19 protein-coding genes are annotated in these 17,245 nt (G+C 54.1%); 18 read left to right on the top strand and 1 reads right to left on the bottom strand.

The features are described 5' to 3' along the window. Positions 1 to 37 precede the first annotated feature (37 nt). The 18 genes from AB5062_RS04375 to AB5062_RS04290 all read left to right on the top strand — a co-directional run bounded on the left by AB5062_RS04375 (position 38) and on the right by AB5062_RS04290 (position 16,319). The gene (locus tag AB5062_RS04375) at positions 38 to 1,105 is read left to right on the top strand and encodes a phosphoesterase (protein ID WP_004293565.1); all 1,068 of its coding nucleotides are present in this window, start codon (positions 38 to 40) and stop codon (positions 1,103 to 1,105) included. Continuing rightward, on the top strand, positions 1,093 to 3,417 hold the full coding sequence (locus AB5062_RS04370) for an AAA family ATPase (RefSeq protein WP_117974427.1): 2,325 nt from the start codon (positions 1,093 to 1,095) through the stop codon (positions 3,415 to 3,417). The genes AB5062_RS04375 and AB5062_RS04370 overlap by 13 nt, the downstream gene beginning before the upstream one ends. Further along, positions 3,392 to 3,877: a crossover junction endodeoxyribonuclease RuvC gene (locus AB5062_RS04365; protein WP_004293563.1), complete on the top strand. Its 486-nt coding sequence runs from the start codon at positions 3,392 to 3,394 to the stop codon at positions 3,875 to 3,877. Before AB5062_RS04370 ends, AB5062_RS04365 begins: the two co-directional genes overlap by 26 nt. A gap of 144 nt (positions 3,878 to 4,021) precedes the next feature. Beyond that, positions 4,022 to 4,624: an RNA polymerase sigma factor gene (locus tag AB5062_RS04360; RefSeq protein WP_004322848.1), complete on the top strand. Its 603-nt coding sequence runs from the start codon at positions 4,022 to 4,024 to the stop codon at positions 4,622 to 4,624. Next, the gene (locus tag AB5062_RS04355; protein ID WP_008672745.1) at positions 4,602 to 5,219 is read left to right on the top strand and encodes a hypothetical protein; all 618 of its coding nucleotides are present in this window, start codon (positions 4,602 to 4,604) and stop codon (positions 5,217 to 5,219) included. The genes AB5062_RS04360 and AB5062_RS04355 overlap by 23 nt, the downstream gene beginning before the upstream one ends. After that, on the top strand, positions 5,216 to 6,571 hold the full coding sequence (locus AB5062_RS04350) for a DnaB-like helicase C-terminal domain-containing protein (protein ID WP_004293560.1): 1,356 nt from the start codon (positions 5,216 to 5,218) through the stop codon (positions 6,569 to 6,571). The genes AB5062_RS04355 and AB5062_RS04350 overlap by 4 nt, the downstream gene beginning before the upstream one ends. Positions 6,572 to 7,205: 634 nt before the next feature. Continuing rightward, on the top strand, positions 7,206 to 8,246 hold the full coding sequence (locus tag AB5062_RS04345) for a toprim domain-containing protein (protein WP_004293559.1): 1,041 nt from the start codon (positions 7,206 to 7,208) through the stop codon (positions 8,244 to 8,246). After that, entirely contained in the window at positions 8,243 to 10,000 is a 1,758-nt protein-coding gene (locus AB5062_RS04340; protein ID WP_004293558.1) for a PHP domain-containing protein, read from the top strand. The genes AB5062_RS04345 and AB5062_RS04340 overlap by 4 nt, the downstream gene beginning before the upstream one ends. Next, positions 9,966 to 10,733 (top strand): site-specific DNA-methyltransferase, encoded by a 768-nt coding sequence (locus tag AB5062_RS04335; protein ID WP_009316563.1) that lies wholly within the window; start codon positions 9,966 to 9,968, stop codon positions 10,731 to 10,733. Before AB5062_RS04340 ends, AB5062_RS04335 begins: the two co-directional genes overlap by 35 nt. Further along, entirely contained in the window at positions 10,726 to 11,268 is a 543-nt protein-coding gene (locus AB5062_RS04330; protein ID WP_004322855.1) for an HNH endonuclease, read from the top strand. Before AB5062_RS04335 ends, AB5062_RS04330 begins: the two co-directional genes overlap by 8 nt. Continuing rightward, positions 11,265 to 13,442 (top strand): DNA polymerase III subunit alpha, encoded by a 2,178-nt coding sequence (locus AB5062_RS04325; protein WP_009316564.1) that lies wholly within the window; start codon positions 11,265 to 11,267, stop codon positions 13,440 to 13,442. The genes AB5062_RS04330 and AB5062_RS04325 overlap by 4 nt, the downstream gene beginning before the upstream one ends. Before the next feature lie 6 nt (positions 13,443 to 13,448). Next, the gene (locus tag AB5062_RS04320; RefSeq protein WP_008860772.1) at positions 13,449 to 14,216 is read left to right on the top strand and encodes a PolC-type DNA polymerase III; all 768 of its coding nucleotides are present in this window, start codon (positions 13,449 to 13,451) and stop codon (positions 14,214 to 14,216) included. Next, a complete protein-coding gene (locus AB5062_RS04315; protein ID WP_009316565.1) occupies positions 14,213 to 14,572 on the top strand; it encodes a hypothetical protein in 360 nt (119 codons plus the stop codon). Before AB5062_RS04320 ends, AB5062_RS04315 begins: the two co-directional genes overlap by 4 nt. Beyond that, positions 14,541 to 15,062, top strand: coding sequence for a hypothetical protein (locus AB5062_RS04310; protein WP_009316566.1), 522 nt, complete (start codon positions 14,541 to 14,543; stop codon positions 15,060 to 15,062). Before AB5062_RS04315 ends, AB5062_RS04310 begins: the two co-directional genes overlap by 32 nt. Further along, a complete protein-coding gene (locus tag AB5062_RS04305; RefSeq protein WP_008860769.1) occupies positions 15,043 to 15,201 on the top strand; it encodes a hypothetical protein in 159 nt (52 codons plus the stop codon). Before AB5062_RS04310 ends, AB5062_RS04305 begins: the two co-directional genes overlap by 20 nt. A gap of 3 nt (positions 15,202 to 15,204) precedes the next feature. Beyond that, entirely contained in the window at positions 15,205 to 15,504 is a 300-nt protein-coding gene (locus AB5062_RS04300; RefSeq protein WP_004322861.1) for a hypothetical protein, read from the top strand. A gap of 7 nt (positions 15,505 to 15,511) precedes the next feature. Beyond that, complete coding sequence (locus tag AB5062_RS04295; protein WP_009316567.1) at positions 15,512 to 15,733, top strand: hypothetical protein; 222 nt, start codon at positions 15,512 to 15,514, stop codon at positions 15,731 to 15,733. Further along, positions 15,726 to 16,319 (top strand): DUF6549 family protein, encoded by a 594-nt coding sequence (locus AB5062_RS04290; RefSeq protein ID WP_008860767.1) that lies wholly within the window; start codon positions 15,726 to 15,728, stop codon positions 16,317 to 16,319. The genes AB5062_RS04295 and AB5062_RS04290 overlap by 8 nt, the downstream gene beginning before the upstream one ends. A 553-nt stretch (positions 16,320 to 16,872) precedes the next feature. Here AB5062_RS04290 and AB5062_RS04285 read toward each other — a convergent pair. After that, positions 16,873 to 17,223: a WG repeat-containing protein gene (locus tag AB5062_RS04285; RefSeq protein ID WP_009316569.1), complete on the bottom strand. Its 351-nt coding sequence runs from the start codon at positions 17,221 to 17,223 to the stop codon at positions 16,873 to 16,875. Positions 17,224 to 17,245 lie beyond the last annotated feature (22 nt).

Genomic DNA, 17,245 nt, shown 5'->3' with positions numbered 1-17,245 from the left:
GCATCCGGGCCTCCCGTCCTAATCACAATCACTTAGTATGAAAGAGAACAAACCCTGCCTTTTGTTATTGAATGACATCCACATCTCGAAAGACAACATCCCTGCATTCCAGGCCAACTGGCAGGAGGCCATGGGAATTTGCAGGGAACGGGATATCCGGGAAGTGGTTGTCGGAGGAGACCTGTTCTTTTCCCGTGCCGCCCAGACACTCGATGTCCTGCTGGCCGTCAGGGATATGCTTGTATCCGCCGCGGACCATGACATTCATGTCACGCTGGCGGAAGGGAACCACGACAAGGTGAACCAGGAATCCCTGCGCGGATATTGTCATGTCTTCGACCGGCATCCGAATGTGACTGTCGTGGATGAGTACCTGACCCTGTGCCGCCCGGAATGGAAGTTCGCGCTCCATGTAATGAGCTATTTTCCGGAAGACGGCTCTTTTGCCGAAAGGCTCGGACGATTGGCTGCGGAAGCGCTTTCCGGAGAACCGGAGCACTTCCTCTACATCCATGAGGGTATCAACGGGGCATTGGCACAGCCTTCGGAAAAGGAACTGCCTGCCAGGATATTCTCTCCTTTCGACAAGGTCTTTGTCGGCCATTACCACAACCGTACCGTCATTCCGGGGACGGGAATCGAATATATCGGTTCCTCGCGCCAGCATAACTTCGGGGAGGACGAGGAGAAAGGATACACGGTGCTGTATACGGACGGCACGTACGAGTTTGTCAAGAACCGCGTGAACATGCGGTACCGTGTCATGGATATGCCGGCGGAACGTGCCGGGTTGCACCTGATGGACGAGCTGCGTGAAATGGAGGCCGATGGTCGCTACAAGGTCAAGGTGCGTGTCCATGCACCTGCCGCCGCGATGAAATCGGTGGACAAAGCCGCCTTGCTGGAAGCCGGAGCGGCGAAGGTAGAACTGGTTGCCGATGACGAGCAGCTGCCGGAGGCGGTATCCTCTTCGCTCTTCGAGAAATTCGACAGCCGCCGCATCCGGGAAACCTACGAGGACTTCTGCCGGGAGAAACAGATCGAGGATGTGTCGATGGGATTGGAGTATTTATCTAGAATAGAAAACAGATCATGTGGAAATTAAAGACGATAGAAGCCGAAAATCTCTGCGCCTTCCGTTCGCTGTCCTACATGCTGCGGCAAGGCGTGACGACATTGATTTTCGGCGATAACCGGGACAATGAGTCCCAGCAGTCGAACGGGGCCGGCAAGTCTGCCCTGTTGGAATGCATTGCCGTGGGTATCACGGGCAGCCCGCTTAGAAAGATACGCTCGGAGGAGATTATCAACGATGCAGCGGAAGAATGCCGTATCGCTTTGCGTTTCATCAACGATTCCGCCGCCGAGGAACTGCTCGTCAACCGCCGTATCCCGCGCAAGGGGGCTTCCTCTGTCAGCTGTACGCTTTACCGTGGCGGCAAGCAGGTGGTAACCGATGAAGCGGTACAGCCTTCGGTGGATGCCTATAACCGGTATATTCTTGACAAACTGGGTATCACACGCGACGAGCTGCTCAACAATTTCATCCTTTCCAAATACCGGTATGAGGATTTCCTCTCGTCATCGGACAAGGAGAAGAAAGAGGTCATCAACCGCTTTTCCAACGGTATTCTGGTGGATGAAGCCATCGCCAAAGTGGAGGAAGACATCGTGCCGCTCTCTGAAAAGAAACGGCAGGTGGAACTGGAACTGGCCGGGTTGGACGGGCGTATCGGGATGTTACAGGAGCAGATACGCAAGGAGGAGGAAGCCGGAGCCGAGCGGGGGCGTACCCGTGTGGAACGTATCATGGGACTGGAAACGGCCATAGCGGCCAAGAGGGAGCAGATCCGTACCGGGCACGAGAACGTGGACAGGCTTGAGGAACAGCTTGCCGGAGTGCAGCGGGCGGACGAGGCTTTGCAGGAACTGGAAGCCGGAGATACCGCATTGGAAGCATGTCTGGAAAAGATAGCGGAAATGATGTCCCTCTTTCCCGATGCCCGGCAGACGGACTGGGACAAGGTCATTGCCGAAAAGAAAGGACGGTTACAGACCGCCACAGAGCGGCTGAAGGATTGCGATGCCATCTTGAAGCAGGCGGAACAGGAACTGAAAAACAGGACTGACGGCTGGGAACAGTTCAAGAAGGAGTATGCCGCATTCTGTGAGGCATACAGGGATCAGTCCGATACGACTGCGGAGAGACTGCGGGAAATCGACATCCGTCTGCGCGACCTGTCCGGCAGCATCGAGGAACTGCGTCATAAACGGCGTATCGTTTCTGCCGGTATTGACGGCCTCTCGAACAAACTGGCCGGCTCCATCACCTGTCCTTTCTGCGGGCATGAGTTTCTGGTGGCAGAACCACAGTTCGACATCGAGGCCGGCATGAAGGAACTGAAGCTCCGTCAACGGCAGCTCACGGAAATCAACGGCCGTATCGATGAGAAGCAGGAGGAGACGGATGCCGTGGAGTTGCAGCAGAACCGGCTGAACCATGAGCGCCGGATATTGGAAGGCAGACGCACCGGATGGGAGGAGCAGCTGGCCGGGCACGAACGGGCCATCAGGAATGCCACCCGCCACGTGGAAGAGGTGGAAAGCGGGCATAAACGCATCGCTTCCGAAATTACCGCCCTGCAAAGTGAAATCGAAGGTGTCCGCCGCAAGGTATTCGACGAGGTGTTCGGATTCATAGACGAGCGCAATGCCGCACTGAACCGCGGCATACGGGTAGGCAAGGAAGATATACAGGCTGCGGCCTGCGCCATCGACACTTTGCAGGCCACGATCCGGGAGCTGGATGAGGCGGCTTCACCCGACCTCATACAATCGCTCAAGGACACTCTCCGTGAAACGCGCGGGAAGTCCAGCGAGGCGGCAGGGCGCAAGACGGCCGTCGATGCCCGGGTCCGTGCCCTGGAGATACAGCGGGAACGGTTCGTGCAGTTCAAGACCTATCTGGCCAACACGAAAATCGAGGCGCTCAGCCGTATCACCAACGAGTTCCTGCAAGACATCGGCAGCGACATCCGTATCCGCTTCGACGGGTATACCGTCCTCAAGAGTGGTAAGGTAAGGGAGAAAATCTCCATCTCACTGCTGCGCGACGGCATGGACTGCGGCTCGTTCGGCAAGTTTTCGGCAGGCGAAGCCGCCCGTGTGAATTTGGCGACCATCCTTGCCATGCAGAAACTCGTGAACAGCAACTGCGACGGGGACAAGGGACTGGATCTGCTCGTGCTGGACGAGATACTCGAGGCGGTCGATGAAGCGGGGCTGGCCTCCATGTTCGAGGCGCTGAACTCGCTCGGCGGTACCGTGCTGGTAGTCTCGCACGGGAATGTGGCTGAAGGGTATCCGCATAAACTGGTAATCGTGAAAGAGAATGGCGAATCGAGACTCGGAGAATAGCGTACTGACCCGGGAGCAGGTACTGGCGCTGGACATCGCCACGCATACCGGATACTTCTCCCTGCATGAGGCCGGGACATGGAACTTCACCGAAAGCAAACGGCGCAACGGCAACAAGATGCACGGCGCTTTCAGGACTACGCTGCTCTCGCTGCTCCGTCGTTACGGCATCCGCCGCGTCGTGGCCGAGGATGTGAGCGTGAACCGCCATTTCTACGACATGCGGCGGCTCTCGGAACTCAGGGGTATCCTGCTCGAAGTGTGCGATGAACTGGATATCCCGGAACCGGAGTTCGTCAACCCGGCTGTCCTCAAGAAATGGGCGACGGGAGACGGACACGCCACCAAGACGCAGATGGTCGCGGCCTGCAAGGACAGATACGGTATTGTCCCGGTGGATGACAATGCGGCGGATGCCTGCCACCTCTTCTACTATTACATCCGCAGGCACAGGCTGTGACAAGCCGACAACGGTTTGGATTTTTTCCGGGCGGCGGTAATGCTGCCGCCCGTTTTTTCAATTGACGCTCACGGTAGCTGACAGATTAGGACATGAGATTCATTATCAACCTTTTCAGTCAGTGGAAACGTGGAAAAGAAAGATGTGTTTATTGCGGTTCTCCAGCCTGAAGACGAATCCGCGAGACAGAGGGCGGAACTTCTCAGAAAATATGTGATGCCGCACAAGAATCTGATATACAGCATTTGTATCAAATATACCTATAACCAGGAGGACATCGAGGACAACTACCTCGAGGCGTTGGCCAACTTCTTCAAGTATATGGACAGTTATGACCCGGCCCGTCCGGTAAAGACCTGGATCTATGCCGTGACCAAACGGCTTGTGGCGGACCTGAACAACCGCAACAGGAACCGCATGCCCCCGGACGACAATATCGACATTTCGGAAATATCCTCTTCGCTGTCGGATGAGGACGAACCGTCGGGAAACAGCATGGGGATGGACAACTACCGCGAGTTCTATAACGATGACATCCTCTGGGCACTGGACCGGCTCAAACCGATTTACCGGGAAGCCCTGCTCTTGCAGCAGGCTGGTTACAAACTCGGGGAAATCATGGAAATCACCTATAACAACGGTACTTTGCAGACCAGGAACGTAGAAACGGTAAAAAGCCGCATCTTCCTAGCCAAGACGCAGCTGCGCAAACTATTGACACGCGATGGAGAGAAAAGAATGGATTGACGGATGCCGGAGGCTCTTTACACGGCTGGTCCGCACCACGGTGTGGGCGGATTTTGTGTTCCCTACCGGCGGCAAGTCGGACAGGCAGCTCGGGATGTGTTTCGACGGCTTGTGCCGGGAGGTCGTCTCCGTCAGTGCGGAACGCCTGTCCGACTTCTGTATCTGCCAGACATATGCCATTTCCGGATATGATACCGCGTATCGCAGGAAATGGAACGTCTCCCATTCATTCGGAAAGAAAGCCATCGGCCGCTATCTCCGCTCGGGAAAGGAACGCCGCTACCGGGAGGACCGGTGGCTGAAGAGTTTCGGGCTGTCACGGCATGATTTGGCGCGGGCAGTGGAAGACCGCCGCAGCCATCCGTTCGGGCGTTTTATTTATCCGGAATACGAGGAGACGACCAAGCGGCGACTGCTCTCCACCGAAGCGGGATATCTCGTCTGTGCGCTCTCCACGCTGATGTGGACGCCTTTCTCCCCGTCATGCTCAAAATGTGCGAAAGCGGAGCCATGCCGCAGAAGGACACAGGCGCGCTATCCGGAACTGTACCGTATCCGCTGTGAGGCGTGGCGGAAAAAGGAGGCGAAGCCATGAGTGCCGTCAATCCGCTCAGTGCCGAGTTCCTGTATGAACTCTATGCCACGGCGCTCAGACAGGAACCGTTGTGTGCTGTCCTAGCCCGGCATATGCGTAAGGAATACCTGCCGGACCGTTCGTTCCAGCAGGTACAGGAGGCGATAGCCGTACACTTCAAGACATACAAGACACCGCCGTCGTATGCCGTGCTGGCACAGACCTTCCATGAGGATTACGACGCCATCGAGCTGATAGACACTTTCCGGGAGTATGACGAGGGACAGAGTGCCGAGGTGATGACCGACATGCTGGAGTCCTACATCAAGGGGGTCCGGTTGCAGTCGGTCTATGCGGAGGTCGGGAAACTGTATAACGAGAACAAACAGGACAAGGCGGAGAAGACTCTTCGGGAATATGCCGAGTGGCTGGCAGGGTTCACGCTGAAGAGTTCCTCGTTCGTCGATGTGGCCGCGACTTTCAAGGAGCGTTTCGAGAGGAACCGCCGGCGCGAGGAGGAAGAGGAACGCTCGGCCGCCCCTCGTGTGTCCCGCTTCTACATCCCGTATCTGGATGCGCTCAATGCCGGACGTAACCTGCGAGGTCAGCTGACCTGTTTCCTGGCCAGCACAGGCGTGGGAAAGTCGCACATCGCCAAATGGATCGGTGTCAGGGCGGACATCGATGACGGGCTGCATGTGCTGCATTTCCAGCTGGAAGGTTCGGAAGAAGAGGCGTTGAACGCCTATTCCGGCGGACTGATTTCCAGGAACGCCTACTATTACGAGCGGGGAAAGATTTCGGATACGGAGATGAGACATCTGGAAAAACTGGTCGCCTCGTATGCCGGAAGCATCACGGTGCGCAGTTACCCGCGTTTCAATGCCCAGGTCTCGACACTCGACATCAAGAACGGCATTTCGGAATACAGGAAGCTCAAAGGATATAATCCGGACATCGTGATTGTGGATTCGATGGACTTGCTGACGGATGCCAACCGCCGTTCATGGGGAGCCGACCATGAACGGGCGAAGCGTATCGCGGTGGCTAATGACCTGAAGGACCTGGCGGCGGACGAAAAGGTATGGATGGTGGTGACTTACCAGTCTACCATCGAAGACCGGGAGTGGCTGAATGACGAGCGGAACGTGCTGACCGAGTACAACTGTTCGGAGGCCAAAGGTCTGGCCCGCCCGTGCACGCACCTTGTTTCGCTCAACCAGTCATCGGCTGAAAGAAAGGAGAACGTTATGCGCCTGCACGTGGCCAAAAGCCGGTTCTTCAAGAAAGGAGACACTATCAGGATTGCCACCGACTACGACAATGAGGTGTTCTATGACGGGCAGAGGACACTGAATCTGAACAGGGAATAAAAAGCCATCGATCCGGATGCGGCGTGTCGGTGGCTTTTTGACTTGTAACGACTGGAATGTTGAGAATATATGGCAGCTTACATGCGTAAAACCAATTCCGGACAGATACGATTTTTATTGTATGCCCTTTGTATTCCGCCATATCGTCCGTTCCCCATGTTATCAACAGCAGGTTTTCACATTTCAATTCCTCTGCCGCCTCCAAGACTTTCAGTTTCCGCTCACGGGTCTTGGCGTTCGAGATATCATACGACCTTTGTTCGAGGAAAGTTCGAATGACCTCGCAAATACAAATCCGTTATTTGTAGTAATTGGAAAACGATACTTTTCATTCAGTATGTTTATTGTACTGCACAAAAAATACGCTTTTTTTATGTAGAGAGTGATCATTTTAGAAAAGTACATCTCTACACCTGATAATCAGCCAATGCTGATTATCAATCTCCTTATTTATATATTGTTTTATCGATTAGACAAAAGCAGTCATTTTTTGTCCAGCCGGGAAGACAATTTCTCTTTTCCTTTGGGTGGAAAGACCTTCCATGATTCTGCCGGTCTATTTTTATTGGGCTAATCCGGATTCTTTTTCCAAACATTTCAAACCAACCTGTAGCGGTCACGACTATACCTTAATATGGAACTGTCGGTACAGGAATATCAATATCTGGTTTCGGAGATAACCCGCGAGACGGGTGCCAAACGGGACGGGAGCGGTAAGAACCTTATCGTTCCGCGCTGCCCGTTCTGCGGAAAGTCGGGCGGTAAGTTCGGTATCTACATCGGCAAGGCGACTGCCCACCGCCGGCCTTTCATGGCCCACTGCTTCTCCTGCGGGGCATCCACCCGTACATTGGAGCAACTTCTGGCGGCTATCGGTCGCATGGACCTGATGGTTTTGCAGACAGCTGACATTGCCGCACCGTTGAACCTGCACCTGCTGGAGAAGGACGAGGCGGAAGAAATAGACGACGAACTGGTGCCGGTCGAATTGCCGGACTTTTACAAGCGCACTTTCCGGCATCCGTATTTGCAGCGGCGCGGCTTCTGTTTCGACGATTACGAGTATTTCCCGGTCGGGATAACCGGCAGGCTCAATCCGCGCTACGCGGACTATGTCGTCTTTCCGGTCATCGATGACTGTACGGTTGTCGGCTATGTCTCCCGCCATACCTGGCCGAAAGAGGATATAGACGCCCACAACCGCAAGACCAGACATAGCGGCGGGTACAAGATCCTGCGTTACCGGAACTCCACGGAAAACGACTTTTCCAGACTCCTTTATAACTACGATGCCGTCCGTATGGATGAAACCGATACGGTCATCCTCGCGGAAGGTATTTTCGATGTCATCGCCCTGACCCGCAGACTCGAACTCTATGACAATTCCCATGTCGCAGCCGTGGCCACTTTCGGAAAGAAAATATCCGATGTACAGATCTACAAGCTGCAATCGAAAGGCGTCAGAACCGTAGTCATCGGTTACGATGGTGATGCCGTCGAGTCGGTAAAGCGGACGGCTGAACGGCTGAAACCCTATTTCGAGGTTTTCATCGCGGACATTGCTGATGCCGCCAAAGACTGGGACGAACTCACGGAAGCGGAAATCTACGGGATTTTCGCCTGCCGCCTGCTGTCCGTCCTTGAATACAAACTCAAAAAAGTACAGGAAAGATGATACAGGAACTTTTCTCATGGCTCGATGCACAACGGATAACCTATATCCCGGTCGATACGGAAGTGGTGGATATTCCCGGCTTCGGGCGGCTTTTCACGGCCGACCTGTCGGGAGTGGAATCCATCTTCCGCGGCGACGGGGACAAGCTCGTGTTCAACCTGATGGAAAGTCCGGATGTGCTGATGGAAGAAGGAATCTTCCATGTGGCCTTCCCGTTCGGCAGGAACTGGTACTACTATGACCTGCGGGAAGAATTCCGTTTCAACCTGCTGAAATATATCGGCCGGCCCAAGCCTCCGGTACATGATGTACCTTTCGTGAACCTCGGCATCCATACCTCCTACGAGCTGCTGAACGCCTGCTGCTCGCCGGAAGATTTGTGCCGCAAGGCGAAATGGCTCGGGCATACGGCTGTCGGCATCTGCGACCGCAATACAATGGCCGCCACGCTGAACCTTCAGAAGGAGTGCGCCAATACCGGGCTGAAACATATATTCGGCTACTCGCTGACAATGATGCACGAAGAAGAACGTGTCGGGCTGAAGATTTATGCCTTGGATAACGAGGGGCTGCATAATCTGCTGCGCATCCAACGGGCCGTCATGGTCGATTCGGAAGACAACACCCTCCGCTATGAACAGCTGCTGATGTATGCCGCAGGTTGTGTGGTGGTTTTCGCCATCCGTTCCGTCTACTGGATGGCCGGACACCCCAAACAGGTGAAGCGTATCCGGAAAGGTGCCGAAGCGGTCTATTACCAGGTCGACGCCAACGAATACAAGGCGGACCGCATCGACAGGGAGCAACTAGAAGCCCTGAAATATTATTTCGGCAACTGTTATGATGCCGACACGGATTCATTTACAGTAGAACCAGTCCTGATTCCGGACTGCTACTACATGGACAAGGACGATGCAGGGTACAGAATCGTGGTGAACAAGATTGCCACGGGAGCCGCCCATGAACAGAGCGATGACCAGTATTTCAAGACAGCGGATGAATTGTATGACACGCTCCGTCCTCTGTTCTCCGGGCAATGGGACTTCGATTCCCTGTTTAGGCGCATGTGCCGTCCCACGGTGGAGATTGCCGGACGTGCGGACGCCTCATTCGAGACCGGGCGAATGTTCATGCCGGAATACCGTATGCGACCGGAAGAGCGGGAACGGTATGGTGACCGCCGTACGATGTTCCTCCGACTGCTTGACGACGGGCTGGACCGGAAAGTGCCGGAACCGGAGCGGGAACGCTATCGGGAACGGCTGGACGAGGAAGTCTATATCATTGAATCGACCGACAATGTGGACTATTTCCTGGTGCAGTGGGATATGGTGCGGGAGGCGCACCGGAGAGGCATCGCAACTGGTATAGGTCGCGGTTCCGCCGGGGGCTCGCTGGTTTCCTACTTGCTTGGCATAACCTCCATCGACCCGCTGAAATACGACCTTATCTTCTCGCGCTTCCTCGTGCCGGAACGCTGCGGGCTCAGCTGGAAAGACGAACTGACGGTGCTTGCCCCGGACATCACACTCGGCAAGGGCGAACGCTATGTGGAGATGGAATCTGAAGGCAAGACTTACCGTCTGTGCACGGATGCCCGGATGCGGGTAATCCGTAACGGAGAAGAGCGGACGATATACGCAGATGAATTGATGTGTGGCGACGAAATCCTTTTTGACCGCCGAGATTGCTTGTGGAACCTAAAGGAACTCGAAACCCATGAATCCGACCTACGAACACCACCGTCCCTATGACGGTTGCGACCTTTACCGGGGCGATGCACTCGATGTGCTGCCCCTGCTGGCTGAAGAAGGCATCACTGCCGACATGGTATTGTCAGACCCTCCATACGGTACGACACATTGTCGATGGGACGCCGTGATAGACATCCCCGGGATGTGGAATGCTGTACAGGGCATATCCAGACCTGACACTCCCGTACTGCTGTTCTGCCAGCATCCTTTTACGAGCCTGCTGGGCAGCTCCAATCTCCGCAGGCTGCGGTATGCCTGGGTATGGGAGAAGACGCAGGCGACAGGCTTCCTAAACGCCAGGCGTATGCCGATGAAGGCGCACGAGGACATTCTGGTCTTTTACGACAGGTTGCCGAAGTATCATCCGATCAAGACGGACGGGCACAAGCGCAAGGTCGTGATGGCCGAACATCAGCGGAAATGCGATGCCGGCGAGATATACCGGAAGCACGATAATTTCCGGGATTACATATCCACGGAACGCTATCCGCGCAGTGTGCTGAAATTCAAGACGGACAAGCAGCTCTCCTGCCTGCACGCGACACAGAAACCTGTCGCCCTGCTGGAATACCTGATACGCACCTACACCGACGAAGGAGACATCGTCCTCGACTTTGCGATGGGCAGCGGCAGTACAGCCGTGGCCTGCCGGAATACGGGACGCCGGTTCATCGGCGTGGAGATAGACCTGGGAATTTTTCAGACAGCACTAAACCGTATAACCCATGGCTGACACCCGGGAAATCTGGGTGGATATCAAGAACTATGAAGGAAAGTACAAGATCAGCAACCTCGGGCGTGTCAAGAGTCTGGAACGGCAAGTTTCGCATGACGGTATCACCTGGACACAACCCGAACGTATCATGTGTCATTGGTGTGGGACGACTTCGCTCTATGACTGTGTCCGACTCTACAAGGGCGGTGTCGGAAAGAAGTTCTCCGTGCACCGTCTGGTGGCACAGCACTTCCTGCCCGACTGGAATCCGGGACTGGAGGTGAACCATATCGACGGGAACCGCGACAACAACCGTGCGGATAACCTGGAAATGTGTACGCACCAGCGGAATATGGAACATGCCATAGCGGGTGGCCTCAAACGGGATTACGGCGAGAAAAGCGTGAACGCCAAACTGACCAACGGGCAGGCGGAAGAGATACGGGTGAGGTATTCCTCCGGCCAGGCTTCCCAGAACAGCCTGGCAAAACAGTACGGTGTCAGCCGCCAGACGGTAAGCGCGATAATACGATACAAGAAATATATCAGATGAAAGTAACACATATAAGAATCAGGAAAGCAGACGGACCGCTGACGGTCATGGATGCCTTTGTGGACAAAGGACTGACAGAAGGCGGCCACGCTTCGCTGCCGGACATAGATGTCGACTATGCCTCCGACCGGCGGCAGGAGATCAAGGATTACCTGGAAGAACGGTACAACGCGGACGGCCGCCAGCGTGTCTTTTCCGCCGGCACCTTTACCACGATGAAACTGAAAGCCGCCTTGAAGGACGTGGCACGCGTACACCGCGTGCCTCACTCCATCGTGAACTATATTACCGCCATGATAGATGACGGCACGGACTGGACAGGACTGTTCAGACAGGCTGCCTTCAACAGAAAACTTCGGGACTTTATCCAGACCTATCCGCTGGTCATCGAGGACGTGCAAGGATTGCTCGGACAGCCCAAAGCGGCCTCCATACACGCCTCGGCCATCGTTGTCACACCGGACACGCGGGACGGCAGGCCCGCCGAATGCTTCGATTTCCTGCCGGTCCGTAAGATGGACGGGGCACTGGTATCGGAGTTCGACGGCTATTCGGTCGATGAGATCGGATTGTTGAAGGAGGATGTGCTGGCGACAAAGGAACTTGCCAAACTGAGTGCCGTCATCGCGTTGGTCAACCGGAATTTCGGGCAGGAACTTACTATCGGGCGTATTACGCAGGATATGCTGGAAGACGGGAAGACCTACCGACTGCTCTCGGACGGCAACACGCAGAATGTGTTCCAGTTCTCTTCGCCGGGCATTACCCGGTTTATCCAGGATGTACAGCCGGAGTGTATCGAGGACCTGATCGCCATCAATGCCCTGTACCGTCCCGCCACACTCGACATCGGTGCCACCGATGATTATGTCCGTTTCAGGCGTGGCGAAGTGGCCCCGGTCTATAACTACGGCTGTTATGAAGCAACGAAGAACACTTTCGGAATCATGGTCTACCAGGAGCAGTTCATGTCCGTTGCTCATACGCTCGGGGGATTCGACCTCGGGAAGACCGACTATCTGCGCAAGGCCATAGGAAAGAAGAAAGCCGACCTGATGGCCACGCTGAAGGCGGATTTCATTGCCGGAGCCGTCGGGAACGGATGCCCGGACTATGAGGCGGAGGAAATCTGGCACAAGATAGAGGTAGCCGGGAAATATTCGTTCAACCGTTCCCATGCCGCGGCATACGCCCTTACAGCCTATTGCGGGGCATGGCTCAAGGCCAATTACCCCTCGGCATTCTACACGGTGGCATTGCAATGGGCGGACGACAAGGAGATTCCTTCGTTGATGGCGGAGATGGAACGCTGCTCGTCGGCCAAGATCGTGCCGCCGGACATCAACCGCTCCGGGACGGAGTTCTTCACCGACTATGCCACCGATGAAATCTTCTGGTCGCTTACCCGTATCAAACAGGTCGGTGTCAAGACAGTGGAATACATCGTCACGGAACGCGACCGGGGCGGGGCATATACCGGTATCGAGAACTTCATCCACCGCATATTCCGTTACAAACTCAAGAAATACAGTTACTGGGACGACCCCGACAACGCGGAAGAGGCCGTGAAAGTCCCCGTGAACGCCCGGCATGTCAAGCACATGATCCTTGCCGGATGCTTCGACCGTATCGAAAAAGTCGGGGCGGTTACCGAACGCTGCGCGCTGCTCGAACGCGCAGCACGGGAACTGGGATTCTCCCTTTCTGAAAAAGACTTCCCGCAGGACATGCGCGGGCGGCATTTCTTCTGGTCGCAGCAGCAGATTGCCGTGTCGGGCATAGGCAGCATCGATTATCGCCGCATCTTCAACAATTCGGAAGCCCGCAGGCAGGTCAAGGGAAAAGCCTCTTACCTGACCCTGGACGAGGTGGCACGGGACGAGAACGACGGCAGGCGTGCGACTGTCTGCGCCACGGTGGTGGATGTAACCGAACATACCTACAAGGACAGGGAGACGGGAAGCCGGAAGCGTTTCGCCAAGCTGACACTCTCCCAGAACAACCGTCTGGCGGAATGTGTATGCTGGAACGACTATTACATGGAACACCACACCGTGATCCAGTCGCTCAAAGACCGGGTGGTCATCCTCACTGCCGTCATCCGTTACAGCGACTACAACGGATGCAATACATTACAGACCTATAGGAACTCATTGTTATTCATTCAATCCTGAAAAGATATGGCACCCAAGACAGAACAGAAGATATATGTAGGCATCGGGCTGGACTTCGAGACCGGAGGGCTGGACTGCCGTGAATGCGCCTGTACACAGATCGCCCTGCAAGCCGTCCGTTTCGACACATGGCAGGTATTCGACCGCTATCAGGCGTATATCGCCCCCTACGGGAAACAGGACGCGGGGCTTCCCCGACGCAAGGTGTTGCGTACCCGCCATGAACAGGCGAAAGAACCGGAATATGTCCCGATGAAGTACGAACAGACGGCATTGGACTATTCCGCCATTACCATGGAGATGCTGCGCACACAGGGTGTGGACATGAAGAAAGTCGCCGGAGAAGTCATCGCCTTCGCCAAACGCAGCACCCTCTCGAAGGGCTATCAGTGCAAGCCCGTGCTGGTCGGACAGAACATCGCTTTCGATATCGGATTCCTGCAACAGCTGATGAACTATGCCGGACTGGCCGCCGAGTTTGAAAAGACCTTTTCCGGTACCAAGGACTATTACGGCAACTTCCAGCCGCACTACATCGACACGCTTGTCATGGGACGGTTGGCTTTTGCCGCTGATCCGGAGGTTACTTCGTATAAACTGGAACTGGTAGCCTCAAAATTGGGGGTGGAACTGGACGATGCCCACGATGCGGCTGCGGATGTGACGGCCACGCTTGACATCCTGGGGGTCTATACCTCCCGTCTGCGCCAGACGGAAGGGGCGGCAATCGCTACACAGAAGAAAGAGAAAACCCGTAAATATTTCAAGATATGAGTATGGACACGAATAAGGAAGCCCAAGGCATTGACCGGGAACAGATTCCCGAGACCATTACATTCCGTACGGCGGACCGGATGACCTACGGGGCGCTGGGCTATGACGGGAACGAACTGATGGCGTTCATATCGGGCTACGACCTGGAAATCAAGTTCAACCTGCGGCTCATCAACTCGCTAGCGGATGCGGAGGCGTGTGCCGATGCGTTGGCCCAGGTATTCTATGACGCATTAATGGAGCAGTTGCTCAATGAAAAGGCGGATTTTGTAAAACCTCCGGGATACAAACCCGCTACTCTTTCAGAAAAGGAAGGAAGAACCGATGTCAGACAAGATAACGAACACGCAGGATAGGCCGGAAGAGAAACCGCTCACGGAGCAGGAGCTGCAATTCTGCAACCTCTATGTGAACGGCGGGCTGGAATATGCCGGACGGCCGAAAAAATGCTTTGTGGAGGTATTCGGTGAGGATACGGTGAAGAACCCGTATGCTTCGGCCAATTACCTGATGAACAAACCGCATGTGCTGGCACATATCAAGGCATTGCTCTCCTCGGAACGGTTCGAGATGGAGACGATGGCTGTAAAGCTGCAGGTGACCGAGACTCTCAAGGCAATCATGGACGAGACGGCCACTTCGGACTATACAGACCGTTTCGGTGTGCCGCTCTCTCCGGCACCGCTCAGGGCCGTGTCGGTCAATGCCGCCAAGGCGCTGATGGATATCTTCCCCATCAGGCACAAGGAGGAGAACCGCCTGCGTATCGAAGGCAGCGACGGCAATGTTATCTTCAATGTAATCGTACCCCAAAATCCTGTAAAAGATGGCGAAGCGGAAACGTAAAATCACTAAGGAAGAAATCGCCTGGTGGGTCTATCTGGCGATGATGATCGCGCTTGTCATCTATGGGTTCCGGGATAGTGCGGCAGCCGAGACTCTGCTGAGGGCTATCAGGGACGCATTCTCACTTTTAATGGAATAAGATATGGAACAACTCAAAGAATTTGTAATGAAGTACTTCAAGATCATTGTCGTGGTACTCTCGTTCTCGCTGACACTGTACATACAGCATGTCAACAACACCGCCCAAATTGCAGAACTGGAAACCAAATGTATCGGTTTGGAAGTGGAAATCAAGAACCAGTATGACCGTATCAACGCCATGAAGCTGGACAAGTCCGTGTTCGAGGCAACCATGATGCAGCTCAACACGGTACAGAATGACCTGCACGAAATCCGTGCCGATATCCGTGAACTTCTCAAATGTCAGGGAACGCACAAGTAAAAACATCATGGAAAGACCAGTTATGAAAAAGAATGCATACGTTACCATCATCGCTTCGCCTGAACTCTCCGAAATGAGGTTGGACGAACTGGTCGGTCGCCGTGGACTGGTCGTTGAAGACCTCCCGCAGAACCGAAAAAAGAACCGGGGCGGCCTTGTATTGTTGGAAGAAATCTATATGGATGAATTTCTGTGGTTCATCCCCGAAGAATCAGTATCATATGAGTAGATTAAACAGAATACTTCTGGCAACGGTGTTGCTGCTCTGTAGCATCCTCTGGCTGCAGCACCGGCGGACAATACGCCTCACGGAAGAACGCGACCGATTCCGCATGAACAGCACCGCACTGCTTTCCGATGTGAAGCGGATGCAGATCGATTCAGCGACGATGGTCCTCGATGCCAAGGCATTGCGGCTGACTATAGATGAGTATAAAGAGTTCCGTGCCAAGGATGCCGAGACCATCGAAAGGCTAGGCGTGAAAATCAGGAACCTCGAAGTGGCTGCACGGCATGAAGTCGAAGTGAAAGCCCCGATAGATGCCGCCATCCGTGACACGCTCATTATCCGTGATACCGTTCCACTGCTGCGGCAGAAGGTGGAGATGGTTACACCGTATATCCAACTTACCGGGTTGATCGAGAACAAACGGCTCAAAGGCGACATCAAAGTTCCGGTAACCCTCAATCAGGCGGTTTGGGTAGAATACAAGGGATGGTGGTTCTGGAAGCGTGTAAAGGCTATCCATCAGTCCATTTCCAGTGACAACCCGTATGTGGAAATCAGGTATTCGGAATATATACGCATACAGTGAAAGAACATGTGTCTTTTATATGTGAAAAGTTCCTGTGACGCCGGTGCGCCAAGGGACTTTTTGCTTTTAGATGTGTTAAAGGCAGATGAATATTCATGCAATGGTTTCCCCGGGATTAGTTTTCAGGTGAAAAATTAAATAACAGATATATTCATGGCAACAATAAAAGTTAAATTCCGTGCCTCTTCCGTCGAGATGAAGGAAGGCTCGCTCTACTATCAAGTGATTCACAACCGTCTGGCAAGACAAGTACATACCGGCTACAAGCTTTTTCCCTCGGAATGGGATGCCGGCATTTCCGAGATCGTGATGGATTCCGGCACGGAAGGGGGGGCGCAGGAATTACCTGCTCTCCGTGAAGACTGCCCTAGCAGAAAACTTGTCCCGTTTGAGAAGCATCATCGCACAGCAGGGATGTTTTTAGAAAGCCTTTCAAGCTCCCGTCCGTGTTTCGAAACGATAAATATCTATGTATCTGACGCATGTATTGTCTCGTTCATCCATAAACCCAAATCGGTTTCCCTTGCGGCATTTTCAAGTCTCTCAAGTAAGACTATTGTTGTCTGTTTTCTTCACTTCTATTCCCTTTCTTGTCGATGTAATACCATTCGTCGCTTTTCCAATAGTGGTATTCTCCGTCCGAACCCGGCACTTCTTTCATTTCTCCCTTGTCGGTTACTTTTGCCTTGCCGTTCTCGAATGGGAAGCCGAAGGCGAAGCGGGGCTTGATGACCGTCCTGCCGCTTTCGTCCGCGTACCCGATACGCCCTCGCTTGTCCACGATACGGTACAATCCCTCGCTGACATAATCGTTGCCATTGTCACATTGAAACACGCCGTAGTGTTTCATGGAACTGCAACCGCATAATAACATTATCACAATTATCGTTGGAATTTTGCTCATTGTCTAAATTTTAAAATATCAG

Origin of the sequence: Phocaeicola sp. RTP21359st1_B8_RTP21360_211022 (genome assembly GCF_040911965.1) — a bacterium.
GTDB classification, from domain to species: domain Bacteria; phylum Bacteroidota; class Bacteroidia; order Bacteroidales; family Bacteroidaceae; genus Phocaeicola; species Phocaeicola vulgatus.
The sequence above is the reverse complement of the archived record's forward strand: the minus strand, read 5'-3'. Positions and strand labels throughout refer to the sequence as shown.